The sequence below is a fragment of the Enterobacter sp. JUb54 genome, from assembly GCF_014298075.1.
GTDB lineage: Bacteria > Pseudomonadota > Gammaproteobacteria > Enterobacterales > Enterobacteriaceae > Klebsiella > Klebsiella lignicola.
In genome coordinates this window covers 2,888,984-2,904,521 of sequence record NZ_CP060418.1, presented here as the reverse complement: position 1 = coordinate 2,904,521, position 15,538 = coordinate 2,888,984, and the positions used below count along the sequence as shown (strand labels likewise).

Genomic DNA, 15,538 nt, shown 5'->3' with positions numbered 1-15,538 from the left:
ACCTTCAACGCTCTCCGCAGGGGAAATCATCCTTCTCTCCACCCCAGTCTGCAGGATATAACCCTAACCTCACATCCCGATGAAAGGTTGAAAAAGGCCAGTCCCGTACCTGGTGTACCCAGCCATGTTTGAGCGGATTCATGTAGATATAGTCAATATGACGCCGGTAGTCCTGCTGATGTCGAATCGTGTGTTCCCAGAACCGCGGCTGCCAGACCCGGTGTAGTTTCAATGCACGGGTAAACCCTCTTTTTATGTCCCGCCAGCGAGCAGAAAAATCACAATCATGTTCAGGCAACGTCCAGATGCAATGCAGGTGTTCCGGCAGAACGACCCATGCATCGATAATAAACGGCTTGCGTTGTTTGACGGTGAGAATAGCGCGGCGTAATTCCCTGATTTCCTGAGTCAGAAGTGAGCTTCTTCTGTTGCGCAAATTGACGGTGAAAAACCAGGTTCCACCTTGAATGTAGTTACGACGATAGGCGACCACGGCGAGCTCCTTGCTCAGAACGGATTGCGTGAGAGCAGGAAGATAAATGCGGAGAGATGCAGAAACAACGACCACGGGAAGAGAATGGAAAGGCGCTCGTAAAATATCAGTAACCGCAGCGAGAGCAGGGCATCCCCGGAGGCGGCGCGTGGCGCCTGTCCGGGCTACAAGGTCACAATATTGCGGTGGGCCCGTAGCCCGGTCAGCGCAGCGCCACCGGGAATGGTGCCAGCCAGCAAGGTCACAATATTGCGGCGGGCCTGTAGCCCGGTCAGCGCAGCGCCACCGGGGGAATTACAGGAAATTAACGCAGGATTTTCTTTTCGGCTAAATCGAGGGCGAAATAGCTGAAGATCAGATCCGCACCGGCACGTTTAATCGCGCCAAGGCTTTCCAGCACCACTTTTTCTTCATCGATAGCGCCGGCCTGCGCGGCAAACTTGATCATCGCGTATTCGCCGCTGACCTGGTACGCGCCGAGCGGCAGGTCACTGCGTTCGCGAATATCACGCAGGATATCCAGGTAGGCGCCCGCCGGTTTGACCATCAGGCAATCTGCACCCTGGGCTTCGTCCAGCAGGGATTCACGAATCGCTTCACGGCGGTTCATCGGGCTCATCTGATAGGTCTTACGATCGCCTTTCAGCGCGGTACCGGCTGCTTCACGGAACGGGCCGTAGAACGATGATGCAAACTTGGTGGAGTAGGACATGATGGCGGTATTGGTGAAACCGGCGACGTCCAGCGCGTGGCGAATGGCCTGCACCTGACCGTCCATGGCGGCGGATGGCGCAATAAAATCGGCACCAGCGGCTGCGGCAACTACCGCCTGTTTACCCAGGTTCTCCAGGGTGGCATCGTTGTCAACGCCGTGGTCGCACAAGACACCGCAGTGGCCGTGTGAGGTGTATTCGCAGAAGCAGGTATCGGACATCACGATCATCTCCGGTACCGCGTCCTTACTGATGCGGGACATACGCGCCACCAGGCCGTTCTCATTCCAGGCATCGCTGCCGGTTGCATCGGTATGGTGGGAAATACCGAAGGTCATAACCGAGCGGATACCGGCGTTAGCGATACGTTCAATTTCGCGGGCCAGGTACTTTTCCGGAATGCGCATCACGCCGGGCATCGCTTCGATGGCTTTGTAATCGTCGATTTCTTCTTCAACAAAGATCGGCAACACCAGGTCGTTCAAACTCAGTGTTGTCTCTTCAAACATAGCGCGCAGCGAAGCAGATTGACGCAAACGGCGGGGGCGAGTGATTAAATCTGTCATGGTTTGCCTGATTTTGTGAAATGAAAACAACTAGTCTAACTGAAATTTCGGTGGGATGTTTCGCCAAAGGAAGCATTTTACCCGCATTCCTTTGGCGCTCTATTCAGTGATGATTCTCAGGATTCCGGTACCGGAGCCGGCTGTCCGCCGCTCAACTCGCTGACCAGATCGTTGATGCCGTTGCTCATATTGCTAAAGCGGGTCAACGATGAACGGGTAACCACCACAAACGCACCGATGTTTGCCTGTGGATTCATCGCCATATAGGTAATAAACCCGCCTCCGCCGCCGGTTTTCTGAATAATGCCCGGCTGACCATTTTTAGGTTTCATATAAACCCAACCGAGGCCCAGCGCATCGGCTTTGCCCGGCACGTCCATCCCGATAACGCGGGTGAGCTGACTGCGTTGATAAATCAACGTTTGCATACGGTCGGCCTGGCGCCCGCGGGTATAAAAATCAGAAGACAAGAACTGCTGCATCCAGCGCATCATATCGCCCGGCGTTGAGTACACGCCGCCGCTGCCGATCGCCGCCAGGGTATTGTTACACGGGCTGGCGCCTTTCTCGGCAACCATCAGGCGGCCGCACTGGTCCGGTGACGGCGTAAAGGTGGTGTCTTTCATACCCAGCGGGCGGGTGATCTGCTCTTCAAACAGCTGCGGATAGGGTTTACCAGACGCGGTAGCAAGGGCGTCGGCCAGCAGATCAAACGCGAGATTCGAGTAAGCTGCCTGGGTGCCAGGTGCCGCTTTCAGCGATGCTGTTGACAGCCATGACCAGCGTTGATCGCGGGTTGGCCAGACGAAGACCGGACGATGTGCCGCGCCGCCCGGCTGCTCACGCGGTAGGGCGCTGGTATGGGTTGCCAGGTTCACCAGCGTAATCGGGGTTCCCTGATAGGTCGGAACCCGGGCACCCGGTGGCGCATACTTGCTGAGCGGATCGTTAAGCTTCACGACGCCCTGATCGAGCATTTTCACCAGCATCTCGCTGGTCATCAGTTTACTTAGCGACGCAATGCGGATCACCGAATCCAGCTGCGGGTGCTCATTGTTGCCCGGGCGTGTTTCGCCAAAACTGCGGAAAACACGCTGATTACCGTCGATAACCACCAGCGCCATACCGGTGGCACCGCTGCCGTAATAGATATGGTTGGCGTAACGATCGACAACATCGGCAGCAAATTCAGGGTCAACGATCGGTTGAGCTGCCTGGACCGAGGTCCACGACGCCGCGCAAAGTGCAGCAAAAACAAGCAGACTACGTTTCAACGGTGGTATCCATAATGATGAGTAGAAATATAGAACGTATTTATACTACGAAGTGAGGCGCAGCGATGTGCAATAACGACAATATTTCGCGGAAAAACGTAACCGTGGGTAAAAAGGATTTTTTTATGATTTCGGATATTCGCATTGCCCGGCGGACGCGTATGATGAGTCTTTGATTTATCAGGTCATGAGAGAGAAAAATGGCGGCTCAACGGGTGGTAATGGTAGTCGATATGCAAAATGGTGTTTTTGCGATGCCGCGCATTGAGCGTGAGCGTTGCGTCGCCCAGATTAATCATCTGATACGCGCCGCGGATCGCGTTATTTTCATTCAGCATGCTGAGGACGGCGGACTGGAGGAGGGCAGTGACGGCTTTGCGCTGCTGGCGGAGCTGGAACACCCGGCAGACTCCATTCATGTCACCAAAACAGCCTGCGATGCCTTCTATAACACCCAGCTTGAACAGGTCTTGCGCGAGCAGGGGATCCAGCAGTTCGTGATTTGCGGCTGCGCGACCGATTATTGCGTCGATACCACCATCAAAAACGGTGCCAGTCGCGGCTATGCCATCACCGTTGCCGAAGATGCGCACACCACCGCCAATCGTCCCGCTGCGCCGGCTAAAATGCTCATCGACCACTACAACGATGTCTGGCGTACCTTAACCGTACCCGGCAATCCTTTACATGTGAAACCCGTAGAAACAATTCTGACTGAATGGCGGACGAACTAAGCCGCTGATTTTCGGTCTCATCACCCAACCACTTTCCACGGCTGCCGCCGCTATGCAGCAGGCATACTCGTGGTACACAGCATAGCCAGAATGATAAAGCAGTTAGCAGGAGTACATGATGTTTAAATCTTTTTTCCCCAAACCGGGGCCGTTTTTTCTCTCAGTTCTTGTCTGGTCGCTGATTGCCGTGATCTTCTGGCAGGCTGGAGGAGGTGACTGGCTGCTGCGTATAACCGGAGCCTCGCAGAACGTTGCCATCAGTGCCGCGCGTTTCTGGTCGCTGAACTATCTGGTCTTCTACGCTTACTATGCTCTCTGCGTGGGTATTTTTGCCCTGTTCTGGTTTATTTATAGCCCGCATCGCTGGCAATACTGGTCGATTCTCGGGACCTCGCTGATTATTTTTGTCACCTGGTTCTTGGTGGAAGTCGGGGTGGCGATTAACGCCTGGTACGCGCCGTTCTACGATCTTATCCAGACCGCGCTGGCGACGCCGCATAAGGTCAGCATTAACCAGTTTTATCAGGAAATTGGCGTGTTCCTCGGGATTGCCATCATTGCGGTAATTATTGGGGTAATGAACAACTTCTTCGTCAGCCACTATGTCTTCCGCTGGCGTACGGCGATGAACGAACACTATATGGCGCACTGGCACCATCTGCGTCATATCGAAGGTGCCGCCCAGCGTGTGCAGGAAGATACCATGCGCTTTGCCTCCACCCTTGAAGATATGGGCGTCAGCTTTATCAACGCCGTCATGACCCTGATTGCCTTCCTGCCGGTGCTGGTAACCCTGTCCGAGCACGTGCCGGATCTGCCGATTGTCGGCCATCTGCCCTATGGCCTGGTGATTGCGGCGATCGTCTGGTCCCTGATGGGGACCGGTTTGCTGGCGGTAGTCGGGATCAAGCTGCCGGGGCTGGAATTTAAAAACCAGCGCGTCGAAGCGGCGTACCGTAAAGAGCTGGTGTACGGGGAAGATGACGCCGCGCGTGCCACGCCGCCGACGGTGCGGGAGCTGTTTAGCGCCGTGCGTCGCAACTATTTCCGCCTCTATTTCCACTACATGTACTTCAACATCGCGCGGATTCTGTATCTGCAGGTGGATAACGTTTTCGGTTTGTTCCTGCTGTTTCCGTCGATTGTTGCCGGTACCATTACGCTGGGTCTGATGACGCAGATCACCAACGTTTTCGGTCAGGTACGTGGTTCGTTCCAGTATCTGATTAGCTCGTGGACCACGCTGGTGGAACTGATGTCCATCTACAAACGTCTGCGCAGCTTTGAACGCGAACTCGACGGTAAAGATCTGCAACCAGTGACCCAGACGTTGAGTTAACCCCGAAACCCCCATAACAGAGGCAGACTGAAGGATGATGCGTAGACAAGGAAAGTACAGGACCACCGTGGTACCACGTCGTGTTTCATGCGCGCTGACGCTGTTAGCCGGGGGGATCCTCAGCGCCTGTACCAGCCAGCAGGCGCCGGTACTCAAAGAGGGCAAAAAGCCCGTTGATGTGGCGACGGTGGTGCGGCAGAAAATGCCCGCCAGCGTCAAAGACAGGGAGCAGTGGGCCCAGGCGATAGCCAAAGCCTTTGAGAGCCAGAAGCTGGCACCGACGGAGGAGAATGTCTGCTCGGTGCTGGCTGTCGCCCAGCAGGAATCCAACTATCAATCGGATCCGGTAGTGCCAGGACTCAATAAAATCGCCTGGCAGGAGATCGACCGCCGGGCTGAGAAACTGCACATCCCGGTGTTCCTTGTGCATACCGCCCTGAAAATTCCTTCGCCCAACGGCAAGAGCTACAGCGAGCGGCTGGACAGCGTAAAAACGGAAAAGCAGCTGAGCGCCGTGTTTGACGATTTTATCGGCATGGTGCCGATGGGACAGAAACTGTTTGGCTCACTCAACCCGGTACACACCGGCGGCCCGATGCAGGTGAGCATTGCCTTCGCCCAGGAGCATGCCGATGGTTATCCGTGGAAAATCGACGGCACCGTGCGTCAGGAGGTGTTCAGCTTGCGCGGTGGCCTGTGGTTCGGGACCTATCATCTGCTCAACTACCCGGCGAACTACAGCGTACCGCTATACCGCTTTGCCGATTTCAACGCCGGCTGGTACGCCAGTCGGAATGCCGCGTTCCAGAATGCGGTCAGTAAGGCGACCGGCGTGAAGCTGGCGCTGGACGGCGATCTGATTCGTTATGATAGTGATGAGGCAGGGACGACGGAGCTGGCGGTACGCCGCTTAGCCGGGTCGCTGAAGATGAGCGATGACGATATCCACCGTCAGTTGAAAAAGGGCGACAGCCTGGCGTTTGAAAAAACCGATCTCTATCAGCAGGTTTTCCGTCTGGCGGATAAGAAAGCTGGCAAGGCGCTGCCGCGCGAGATACTGCCGGGGATCCAGCTTGAGAGCCCGAAAATTACGCGCAATCTGACGACGGCCTGGTTTGCCAAACGGGTAGATGAACGACGCGCCAACTGTATGGCGCGCCGCTAGCGGTTGTTGCTCCAGCGCAGGATAAGCCCCAAAACCCCAATCAGCATACAGCCGAGCAGGAACGGGATCAGACCAAACAATGTCCCCACCGCCAGGCCAATCTGGATGCGCGGCGCGTTGTTATCCTGGATTTGCATCAGGTGCTCGAAAACACCAGGAGCGTGCACCAGCATGCTTAGCATTTGCGCGCCAGCCCAGAAGCAGAACAGGACAAACAGGGTGTAGGCGATATTGCTGCTGGTGATGGCACCTCTTTTTTTGCCGCTAAAAATAGATTTTGAAAAGGCGAATTCAGCCATTTAACCCTCCGAACCTCACTGACCTACTGGCTTTACATAACGGCATGTCGATGATTCTGGCAGCGGGCGCGCAGAGGCAGTATCAGATTGCTGCTAATTTCCGGCCAGGAATAATCCTGTTTTTTTGCCCGCCGCCCGCGAAGACCGGGCGGCGAAAAGTAGAGCGGTATCCCAATGTTTGATAATTCTCCGCGCCGCTACAGACCGCGGATTCCGGCTGTGCGAAGATGCGTTTTTTGTTGTCGGAGTGGTTATGAAACTCACTGAAAAAATCCGCCGTGACTGGCATTACTATGCGTTTGCGCTGGGGTTAATTTTTATTCTGAACGGCGTGGTAGGGCTGGTGGGGTTTGAGACGCAAGGCTGGCAATCCTATGCCGTCGGGCTGGTGACCTGGGTGATTAGCTTCTGGATCGCGGGGAAGATTATTCGTCGTCGCCAGACCGAAGAGGCCTGACCCAGGGTCAGGACAGGCCGGGTAGGGCGACACGCGCCGCTACCCGGGAAGCACATTAGTTCATCGATGTTTTCAGCGCGCGGTCTGCCGCATGGCGCTCCAGCGCCAGTTCAATCAGGCGGCTGATCAGGCTGGTGTAGTCCAGCCCGCTAGCCTGCCACAGCTTCGGATACATGCTGATATTGGTAAACCCTGGCAGGGTGTTGATTTCGTTGATGATGACTTCATCGTCCGGGGTCAGGAAGACGTCGACGCGCGCCATGCCGCTGCAGCCCAACGTCTGATAGGCACGCACGGCAATTTCACGGATCTTATCGTTGATCTCGCCGGAGATCGCTGCAGGAACCACCACTTTGGCCCCCTGGTCGTCAATGTACTTGGTGTCGTAGGCGTAGAACTCGCTGTTGAGGACGATTTCGCCGCAGGTACTGGCCTGCGGGTAGTCGTTGCCCAGCACCGCACACTCAATTTCACGCCCTTTAATTCCTTGTTCAACCACCACTTTATGGTCGAATTCAAAGGCCAAATCTACCGCCTGCTGATATTGCGCTTCGGTGTTCACCTTGCTGACACCAACCGATGAACCCTGGTTCGCCGGTTTGACAAACAGCGGCAGGCCCAGTTTTTCCTGCACTTGCGCGAAGCTGAACTGCTGGCGGTTGGCGCGGGTTAAGGTGATGAACGGGGCAATCGACAGCCCGGCGTCGCGCAGCAGACGCTTGGTCACGTCTTTGTCCATACAGGCCGCGGAGCCGAGCACATCGGAACCGACGAACGGCAGATTGGCCATGCGCAGCATGCCCTGCAGCGAGCCGTCTTCTCCGAGGGTGCCGTGAACGATAGGGAAAATAACGTCGATAGCGGCCAGCGGCTGCCCGCTGTCGGCATTGATCAGTTGCTGCGCCTCACGGCCAGGGATTTGCGCCAGCGTGACGTCTGAAGGACGTAGCGCGATACGGGCAGGATCCTGCGGGTTTAACAGGTAGTTACCGGCGTCATTGATATGCCAGAGTCCCTGCTTATCAATGCCGAGCAGAACCACGTCAAAGCGCGTTTTATCAATCGCTTCCACGATATTCTTCGCTGACTGCAGCGACACTTCATGCTCTGCCGACTTACCGCCAAAAACGATCCCAACCCTCATCTTAGCCATTTCAACTTCCATCCAGATAACATCAAAGCACATAACATAGCATGTGAAATGACGGCATGGCTGCCAGAATCTTCCTCTCTGAAAGCAGGGGGTTAAAAGCTGCGCGCTGAATCTGCTCCCGACCCGGTTGGTGGGGTGGCATCAGCACAACACGCTGAGGGTTGACCGGTTGGTGCTTATTTTTACCGACGAAATAACGTATTGGACGATAAAGCACTAAACTCTTCATCAGCGCATCTCTGGTAATACGTCGTTCTCAGGAAATTGCTAAGCTAGATAATAATTCGCAAAAAATTAATGAATACGTGTAGTTATGGAATCCTGGAAGGTCAATCTCATCTCCGTCTGGTTCGGTTGTTTCTTTACCGGTCTGGCGATCAGTCAAATTCTCCCCTTTTTGCCGCTCTATGTTTCTCAGCTCGGCGTGACTTCGCACGAGGCGCTGTCGATGTGGTCGGGGCTGACGTTCAGCGTCACCTTCCTCGTGTCGGCGATTGTCTCCCCCATGTGGGGCAGTCTGGCGGATCGCAAAGGGCGCAAGCTGATGCTGCTGCGCGCCTCCCTCGGCATGGCGATTGCGATTCTGCTCCAGGCCTTCGCGACCAACGTCTGGCAGCTGTTTATTCTGCGCGCGATAATGGGGCTGACCTCCGGCTATATCCCAAATGCCATGGCGCTGGTAGCTTCTCAGGTACCGCGCGAGCGTAGCGGCTGGGCGCTCAGTACGCTCTCTACTGCGCAAATCAGCGGCGTGATCGGCGGGCCGTTGCTCGGCGGTTTTCTGGCCGACCACGTTGGCCTGCGGGCGGTATTTTTCATCACCGCGATCCTGCTGACGGTGAGCTTCCTCGTCACCTTATTCCTGATTAAAGAAGGGGTTCGCCCGCAAACCAGCAAGGCCGACCGCTTAAGCGGCCGGGAAGTATTTGCCTCGCTGCCGTACCCTGGGCTGGTCATTAGTCTGTTCTTCACTACCCTGGTGATCCAGCTCTGCAATGGCTCCATCGGGCCTATTCTGGCGCTGTTTATCAAATCGATGGCGCCGGACAGCAACAATATCGCCTTTCTTGCCGGGATGATTGCCGCAGTGCCGGGGGTATCCGCGCTGATATCGGCGCCGCGTCTGGGCAAACTTGGCGATCGAATCGGTACGTCCCGGATTTTACTGGCGACGCTGGCCTGCGCGGTGGTGATGTTCTTCGCCATGTCGTTTGTCACCACGCCGCTGCAGTTAGGCGTTTTGCGCTTTTTACTGGGCTTTGCCGATGGCGCGATGCTGCCTGCGGTACAGACCCTGCTGCTGAAATACTGCAGCGATAACGTCACCGGGCGCATCTTCGGCTATAACCAGTCGTTTATGTACCTCGGTAACGTCGTCGGCCCGCTGATTGGCGCCTCGGTCTCGGCGATGGCCGGTTTCCGCTGGGTGTTTATTGCCACCGCCATTATCGTGCTGATTAACCTCTGGCAGCTGGCCGTGATGCTGCGCCGCAGCCGCCGTACCGCCGCATAATACTGTTTCCCACGGCGTTTGTGCTGGAGCGCAAATGCCGTGGCTAGACCCCTCCCTCCCGCAAATGCTGCGCTGATCACAAATTGATCATTTTCCCTTCCGCCATGCTTTAATTTTCTACTGTTACGCGTATACAGTTACGCATAACAGTTACAGAAAAAGACATTTCTATGAAAAATCTATTCGATTTATCCGGCAAGCGCGCCCTGATCACCGGTTCCGCCAGGGGCATTGGTAACCTGTTGGCCAGAGGGTTGGCCGAGTACGGGGCGGAGGTCATTATCAATGACCGTACACAGGAGAAAGCGGATTGCGCGACTGAAGCGCTGGCCGCTCTCGGATACCGTGCAACGGGAGTGGCCTTTGATGTCACCCGCCGCGCCGAGGTCGAACGAGCCATCACTCGCATCGAAGCAGAGATCGGGCCGATTGATATTTTGATCAATAACGCCGGGATCCAACGCCGCCATCCGTTTAGCGAATTTCCGGAAGAGGAGTGGGATCAGGTGATTGAGGTTAACCAGAAAGGCGTATTTCTGGTCTCGCAGCAGGTGGCAAAATATATGATGGCGCGCCGGTCCGGTAAAATTATTAATATTTGCTCCATGCAGAGTGAATTAGGGCGTAAGACCATTACGCCGTATGCCGCATCGAAAGGGGCGGTCAAAATGCTCACCCGGGGCATGTGCGTGGAGCTGGCGGAATATAATATTCAGGTTAATGGCATCGCCCCTGGCTATTTTGCGACGGAAATGACCAGCGCATTAGTGAATGACCCGGGATTTTCTGCCTGGTTATATCAACGAACCCCGGCGGCCCGCTGGGGGAAACCGGAAGAGTTAATTGGCGCTGCGGTGTATCTGGCCTCCCCGGCGGCAAATTTTGTTAATGGCCATCTGCTGTTTGTTGATGGCGGGATGCTCGCCGCCGTGTAACCGCGTTATCGTATATCGGGCTGTCCGTTCCTGGCTTCCCGATATACGGTGAAACATAAAATAATTAAACCCGTTTGATTATATCGTTAATCTGAGGATGGCATATGCAAATGCTCGCCAAATTACCAGCGCGTCGCTGGTGGTATTTAATGCCGATTATATTTATTACCTATAGTCTGGCCTATCTCGACCGTGCTAATTATGGTTTTGCCGCCGCGGCAGGTATCGAAAATGATTTAGGTATTACCAAAGGTACTGCATCGCTGATTGGTGCATTATTTTTCCTGGGCTATTTCTTTTTTCAGGTGCCCGGTGCGATATATGCCGTAAAACGCAGCGTGCGGAAAATGATATTTGTCAGTCTGATATTATGGGGCTGCTGCGCGGCGGCTACCGGTTTTGTCAGCAATATTCCGATGTTAATGGCCATTCGCTTTATTCTCGGGGTAGTGGAAGCGGCGGTTATGCCGGCGATGCTGATTTATATCAGCAACTGGTTTACCAAAACCGAGCGCTCACGGGCCAATACCTTCCTGATTCTCGGCAACCCGGTGACGGTACTGTGGATGTCCATCGTCTCCGGCTACCTGATTCAGGCCTGGGGCTGGCGTGAAATGTTTATTATTGAGGGCATTCCGGCGGTGCTGTGGGCCGTGTGCTGGTGGATCCTGGTCAGGGATAAGCCCGAGGAAGTCTCCTGGCTGAATGCCGAGGAGAAGCAGGTGCTGCAGGAAGCGATGGACCGCGAGCAGAGCGCGATCAAGCCGGTACGTAATTATGGCGAAGCGCTGCGTTCACGTAATGTGATCATGCTGTGCGCCGTCCATGCCCTGTGGAGCATCGGGGTGTACGGCTTCATGATGTGGATGCCGTCAATTCTGAAAAATGCCGCGCAAATGGATATCGTCGCGGTAGGCTGGCTGGCCGCGGTGCCGTACCTGGCGGCTATTTGCCTGATGCTGACGGTTTCCTGGCTATCAGATAAGTTCCAGAACCGTAAACTGTTTATCTGGCCGCTGTTGCTGATTGCCGCGTTGGCCTTCTTCGGCTCCTGGCTTATCGGCGACCACGCATTCTGGTTCTCCTACGCCTTGTTGGTGATCGCCGCCGCCTGTATGTATGCCCCATACGGACCGTTCTTCGCGCTTATCCCCGAGCTGCTGCCACGCAACGTCTCCGGGGTGTCGATGGGGCTTATCAACAGCTTCGGCGCGCTGGGCGCTTTCCTGGGGGCCTGGCTGGTGGGCTACCTGAATGGCGTGATGGGCGGGCCCGGTGCGTCATATACCTTTATGGCTATCGCGCTGCTGGCCTCGGTGGTGCTGATGTACAACGTGCGGGCCAATGACGATCGCACACCGGCGTTAATGACCACAAATAAGCTTGCGGGTTAACAGACACGAAGCGCCTGTGGTAAGGTTCTCTGCGAGCATATGAGTCGTTTGTCGCAGAGAACCCGATGAAAAACAACCGGATGACATTGCAGGATATCGCCAACCTGGCCGGACTGAATAAAATGACGGTCAGCCGTTATTTACGTGACCCGGGCCAGGTGTCGCAGCGCAGCCGCGAGCTGATTGCGAAGATCATGGAAGAGCACAACTATATCCCTAACCGGGCGCCGGAAATTTTACTCAATGCGCGCAGTAAAACGATAGGCGTGCTGATCCCGTCCTTCCGTAATCAGATTTTCGCCGATGTCCTCGCCGGGATTGAATCCGTCACGTCCGCCCACCAGTATCAGACCCTGATTGCCAACTACGGTTATGACCCGCAGCGCGAAGAGCGCGAAGTGCTCAATTTGCTCTCTTACAACATTGACGGGCTGATTCTGACCGGTACGCAGCACAGCGATCGCATGATTCAGTATGTCCGCGCCAGCGGGATCCCGGTGGCGGAGCTGATGGATATCGGCGGGCAGCCCCTCGATATTCAGGTCGGGTTCGATAACGAGAAGGCCGGCTGGGATATGACCAACGCGTTCCTCGACAGCGGTAAACGACAAATCGCCTTTTTTGGTTCGATGGACGACCCTCGTGATGTGAGCCGTTTTCGCGGCACCGAACGCGCCGTGGCGGCCTATGGTCTGAAGGCATATCACATCACACCGCGCAGCATCTCGTCGGTGGCGCTGGGGCGCCAGATGTTTCTGCAAATGCAGCGCTCGCACCCGGATATTGACGCTATTTTTTGTACCAATGACGATCTGGCGGTCGGCGTGCTGCTGGAGTGTCAGGCGCAGGGCATTGCCGTCCCTGAGAAGATAGCGATTGCCGGTTTCCACGGGCTGGAAATTGGTCGCGCGCGCCTGCAAAAAATTGCCAGCGTCATTACTCCGCGTTATGACATTGGTAAAACGGCGAGTGAAATACTCCTTGCCCGGCTTGCCGGTAAAGACGCGGCAGCTAGCGTGAATATGGCTTACCAGATTTATTATGGCGATACGTTATAATTACCAATGAAATCGCAATATATTTTTTTATTATTATCTATTGAAATTTTTTTATGAAACGTATTTCTCGGGTATTGCGTTTATTCCTGGTGCTTCACCGAAAGAGCAAAACGTTTCGCTTATTATTGTGTGGGATGAGGAATCATTTTTAAAAAATAATACTGGTATCCACCGGCGGATGTATGACATAACTAGCGAATAATGGAACTCGCATAAGGATACCGTGCTGTGAAGAATCTCATTGCCGAACTACTGGTGAATCTGGCTCAAAAGGAAGAAGAGGCAAAGGAACTGACGGTGCAGGTTGAGGCGCTTGAAGTTGTCGTGACGGCGTTACTGCGCCATATGGCACAGGACAAGCAGCAGGCATTAATTAATGATATTGAGGACGCTATCGCCCAGGCCAGCCCCGGCCCGCTGGTGGACGATCGCGATGCTCAGCGGTTGCAGCAATATATAAAAAAGCTGTTGCGGCATCCGCGTAGCTAGTTCTTTTGAGCGGACACGGATGCCGTCATTTTACTGTCACATCACTTTTATAAAGTCTTCTTCGTTTTGATTTTTGAGTATTTTTACATGGAGAAGACCAACGTGAAATTGAAATTAAGTGCCCTATTTATTGCCCTGTTACCTCTGCTGGGCACCACGGCTATTCATGCAGAAACAACTGCAGCCCCGGTTCTGGAAAATCGTGCCGCGCAGGGTGATATCACCACGCCCGGCGGCGCTCGTCGTTTAAGCGGCGATCAGACCGCCGCACTGCAGGCCTCGTTAATCAACCGGCCGGCGAAAAATATTATTCTGCTGATTGGCGACGGTATGGGCGATTCAGAAATTACCGCCGCGCGCAACTATGCCGAAGGTGCAGGCGGCTTCTTTAAAGGGATTGATGCTCTGCCGTTAACCGGCCAGTACACCCACTATTCGCTGGACAAGAAAACCGGCAAACCGGATTACGTGACTGACTCTGCAGCATCCGCCACCGCCTGGACCACCGGCGTGAAAAGCTACAATGGCGCGCTGGGGGTTGATATCCATGAAAAAGATCACCCGACGATCCTCGAGATGGCCAAAGCCGCTGGCCTGGCGACCGGTAACGTCTCCACCGCAGAATTGCAGGACGCCACACCTGCCGCGCTGGTCGCCCATGTCACCTCGCGGAAATGCTACGGCCCGAGCGTGACCAGTGAAAAATGCGCCAGCAACGCGCTGGAGAAGGGCGGGAAAGGCTCAATCACTGAACAGCTGCTTAATGCCCGCGCCGATGTCACTTTAGGCGGCGGGGCCAAAACCTTCGCAGAAACGGCAACCGCCGGCGAATGGCAGGGCAAAACGCTGCACGACCAGGCCGTCGCCCGTGGCTACCAGATGGTCACCGACGCCAGCTCTCTGGCCGCCGTGCGTGAAGCAAACCAGGACAAACCGCTGCTGGGCCTGTTCTCGGATGGCAACATGCCAGTACGTTGGGAAGGGCCGAAAGCCTCCTTCCACGGCAATATCGATAAGCCTGCGGTGACCTGTACGCCAAACGACAAACGCGATGCCTCCGTTCCGACGCTGGCGCAGATGACTGAAAAAGCGATCGATCTGCTGAGCACTAACGAGAAAGGATTCTTCCTGCAGGTGGAAGGCGCCTCTATCGACAAACAGGACCATGCGGCGAATCCGTGCGGCCAGATCGGCGAAACCGTTGACCTGGACGAAGCGGTACAAAAAGCGCTGGAGTTTGCCAAAAAAGAGGGCAACACGCTGGTTATCGTCACCGCTGACCACGCCCACGCCAGCCAGATTATCCCGGCAGATACCAAAGCACCGGGCCTGACCCAGGCCTTAACCACCAAAGACGGTGCGGTGATGGTCATGAGCTACGGCAACTCTGAAGAAGCCTCGATGGAACATACCGGCACGCAGCTGCGCATTGCCGCCTATGGTCCTCATGCGGCAAACGTGGTGGGCTTAACCGATCAGACCGATCTGTTCTACACCATGAAGGACGCGCTGGGCCTGAAATAACCCCATGCCGGTAGCGAATTGTCGTTATCGGCTGGTATTTTTGTCATCAGCGACCAGACTTACAGAGATTGACTGACAGAAGGATGGTGTAATGAAAATAACATTTCTTGTAACCCTACTTTTTGGTTTGATCTTTGTAACAGCGGTGAGTGCCGCGGAAAAAACGCAAACGCCCCAGCAGCAAAAAATGACGGTCTGTAATAAAGAGGCCTCATCGAAAGCGTTGAAGGGTGATGAGCGTAAAACGTTTATGAGCCAGTGTCTGAAGAAAGACGCGCCGGCGAAGGACGGTAAAGCGTTGACGCCTCAGCAGCAAAAAATGGGCGAGTGCAACTCGCAGGCAACCCAGCAGTCTCTGAAAGGGGACGATCGTAATAAGTTTATGAGCGCCTGCCTGAAAAAACAGGTCTGATGCGGCTGAGACAGCAATAA

16 protein-coding genes are annotated in these 15,538 nt (G+C 55.0%); 11 read left to right on the top strand and 5 right to left on the bottom strand.

Annotated elements, in window-relative coordinates; genetic code table 11:
• Positions 1 to 4: 4 nt before the first annotated feature.
• From HF679_RS13380 to ampH, 3 genes are all read right to left on the bottom strand, one after another.
• A complete protein-coding gene (locus HF679_RS13380) occupies positions 5 to 493 on the bottom strand; it encodes an REP-associated tyrosine transposase (RefSeq protein ID WP_123755631.1) in 489 nt (162 codons plus the stop codon).
• 304 nt (positions 494 to 797) lie between these two features.
• Positions 798 to 1,772, bottom strand: a complete 975-nt coding sequence (gene hemB, locus HF679_RS13375) for a porphobilinogen synthase (RefSeq protein WP_123755632.1) — start codon at positions 1,770 to 1,772, stop codon at positions 798 to 800.
• 116 nt (positions 1,773 to 1,888) lie between these two features.
• Entirely contained in the window at positions 1,889 to 3,046 is a 1,158-nt protein-coding gene (gene ampH, locus HF679_RS13370) for a D-alanyl-D-alanine-carboxypeptidase/endopeptidase AmpH (RefSeq protein WP_123755633.1), read from the bottom strand.
• A 200-nt stretch (positions 3,047 to 3,246) separates the two neighbouring features.
• Between ampH and HF679_RS13365 the strand changes: the two genes are divergently transcribed.
• The 3 genes from HF679_RS13365 to HF679_RS13355 all read left to right on the top strand — a co-directional run bounded on the left by HF679_RS13365 (position 3,247) and on the right by HF679_RS13355 (position 6,284).
• Complete coding sequence (locus HF679_RS13365) at positions 3,247 to 3,780, top strand: cysteine hydrolase family protein (protein ID WP_123755634.1); 534 nt, start codon at positions 3,247 to 3,249, stop codon at positions 3,778 to 3,780.
• A gap of 118 nt (positions 3,781 to 3,898) precedes the next feature.
• Complete coding sequence (gene sbmA, locus HF679_RS13360) at positions 3,899 to 5,119, top strand: peptide antibiotic transporter SbmA (protein ID WP_123755635.1); 1,221 nt, start codon at positions 3,899 to 3,901, stop codon at positions 5,117 to 5,119.
• 37 nt (positions 5,120 to 5,156) lie between these two features.
• Complete coding sequence (locus tag HF679_RS13355; RefSeq protein WP_187043056.1) at positions 5,157 to 6,284, top strand: DUF1615 domain-containing protein; 1,128 nt, start codon at positions 5,157 to 5,159, stop codon at positions 6,282 to 6,284.
• Here HF679_RS13355 and HF679_RS13350 read toward each other — a convergent pair.
• A complete protein-coding gene (locus HF679_RS13350; RefSeq protein ID WP_123755637.1) occupies positions 6,281 to 6,583 on the bottom strand; it encodes a DUF2755 family protein in 303 nt (100 codons plus the stop codon). The two genes, HF679_RS13355 and HF679_RS13350, sit on opposite strands and share 4 nt — an antisense overlap.
• Before the next feature lie 253 nt (positions 6,584 to 6,836).
• Here HF679_RS13350 and HF679_RS13345 point away from each other — a divergent pair, with 253 nt between their 5' ends.
• Positions 6,837 to 7,040, top strand: a complete 204-nt coding sequence (locus HF679_RS13345; RefSeq protein WP_123755638.1) for a DUF2754 family protein — start codon at positions 6,837 to 6,839, stop codon at positions 7,038 to 7,040.
• Positions 7,041 to 7,095: 55 nt separating this feature from the next.
• On the opposite strand, the gene ddlA is transcribed toward HF679_RS13345, so the two are convergent.
• Complete coding sequence (gene ddlA, locus HF679_RS13340; protein WP_123756213.1) at positions 7,096 to 8,193, bottom strand: D-alanine--D-alanine ligase; 1,098 nt, start codon at positions 8,191 to 8,193, stop codon at positions 7,096 to 7,098.
• 313 nt (positions 8,194 to 8,506) lie between these two features.
• On the opposite strand from ddlA, the gene HF679_RS13335 reads away from it, so the two are divergent.
• The 7 genes from HF679_RS13335 (at position 8,507) to psiF (ending at position 15,518) form a co-directional block, all read left to right on the top strand.
• Positions 8,507 to 9,706: a multidrug efflux MFS transporter gene (locus HF679_RS13335; RefSeq protein WP_123755639.1), complete on the top strand. Its 1,200-nt coding sequence runs from the start codon at positions 8,507 to 8,509 to the stop codon at positions 9,704 to 9,706.
• A gap of 170 nt (positions 9,707 to 9,876) precedes the next feature.
• Entirely contained in the window at positions 9,877 to 10,641 is a 765-nt protein-coding gene (gene idnO / locus HF679_RS13330) for a gluconate 5-dehydrogenase (protein WP_187042120.1), read from the top strand.
• A gap of 104 nt (positions 10,642 to 10,745) precedes the next feature.
• Positions 10,746 to 12,035 (top strand): MFS transporter, encoded by a 1,290-nt coding sequence (locus tag HF679_RS13325; RefSeq protein ID WP_123755641.1) that lies wholly within the window; start codon positions 10,746 to 10,748, stop codon positions 12,033 to 12,035.
• 65 nt (positions 12,036 to 12,100) lie between these two features.
• Positions 12,101 to 13,093, top strand: coding sequence for a LacI family DNA-binding transcriptional regulator (locus tag HF679_RS13320; RefSeq protein WP_123755642.1), 993 nt, complete (start codon positions 12,101 to 12,103; stop codon positions 13,091 to 13,093).
• A gap of 228 nt (positions 13,094 to 13,321) precedes the next feature.
• Positions 13,322 to 13,582 (top strand): anti-adapter protein IraP, encoded by a 261-nt coding sequence (gene iraP / locus HF679_RS13315; protein WP_123755643.1) that lies wholly within the window; start codon positions 13,322 to 13,324, stop codon positions 13,580 to 13,582.
• 87 nt (positions 13,583 to 13,669) lie between these two features.
• Positions 13,670 to 15,106 carry an alkaline phosphatase gene (gene phoA / locus HF679_RS13310; RefSeq protein ID WP_187042119.1) on the top strand — a complete coding sequence of 479 codons (1,437 nt, stop codon included), beginning with the start codon at positions 13,670 to 13,672 and terminating at the stop codon, positions 15,104 to 15,106.
• Between the two features lie 91 nt (positions 15,107 to 15,197).
• Positions 15,198 to 15,518, top strand: coding sequence for a phosphate starvation-inducible protein PsiF (gene psiF / locus HF679_RS13305; protein WP_154143560.1), 321 nt, complete (start codon positions 15,198 to 15,200; stop codon positions 15,516 to 15,518).
• Positions 15,519 to 15,538 lie beyond the last annotated feature (20 nt).

Bases quoted from the DNA above. Each gene is read 5' to 3' on its own strand.
- hemB (WP_123755632.1), bottom strand. From the start codon at position 1,772: ATGACAGATTTAATCACTCGCCCCCGCCGTTTGCGTCAATCTGCTTCG.
- HF679_RS13365 (WP_123755634.1), top strand. From the start codon at position 3,247: ATGGCGGCTCAACGGGTGGTAATGGTAGTCGATATGCAAAATGGTGTT.
- sbmA (WP_123755635.1), top strand. From the start codon at position 3,899: ATGTTTAAATCTTTTTTCCCCAAACCGGGGCCGTTTTTTCTCTCAGTT.
- HF679_RS13355 (WP_187043056.1), top strand. From the start codon at position 5,157: ATGCGTAGACAAGGAAAGTACAGGACCACCGTGGTACCACGTCGTGTT.
- HF679_RS13350 (WP_123755637.1), bottom strand. From the start codon at position 6,583: ATGGCTGAATTCGCCTTTTCAAAATCTATTTTTAGCGGCAAAAAAAGA.
- HF679_RS13345 (WP_123755638.1), top strand. From the start codon at position 6,837: ATGAAACTCACTGAAAAAATCCGCCGTGACTGGCATTACTATGCGTTT.
- ddlA (WP_123756213.1), bottom strand. From the start codon at position 8,193: ATGGCTAAGATGAGGGTTGGGATCGTTTTTGGCGGTAAGTCGGCAGAG.
- HF679_RS13335 (WP_123755639.1), top strand. From the start codon at position 8,507: ATGGAATCCTGGAAGGTCAATCTCATCTCCGTCTGGTTCGGTTGTTTC.
- idnO (WP_187042120.1), top strand. From the start codon at position 9,877: ATGAAAAATCTATTCGATTTATCCGGCAAGCGCGCCCTGATCACCGGT.
- HF679_RS13325 (WP_123755641.1), top strand. From the start codon at position 10,746: ATGCAAATGCTCGCCAAATTACCAGCGCGTCGCTGGTGGTATTTAATG.
- HF679_RS13320 (WP_123755642.1), top strand. From the start codon at position 12,101: ATGAAAAACAACCGGATGACATTGCAGGATATCGCCAACCTGGCCGGA.
- phoA (WP_187042119.1), top strand. From the start codon at position 13,670: ATGGAGAAGACCAACGTGAAATTGAAATTAAGTGCCCTATTTATTGCC.
- psiF (WP_154143560.1), top strand. From the start codon at position 15,198: ATGAAAATAACATTTCTTGTAACCCTACTTTTTGGTTTGATCTTTGTA.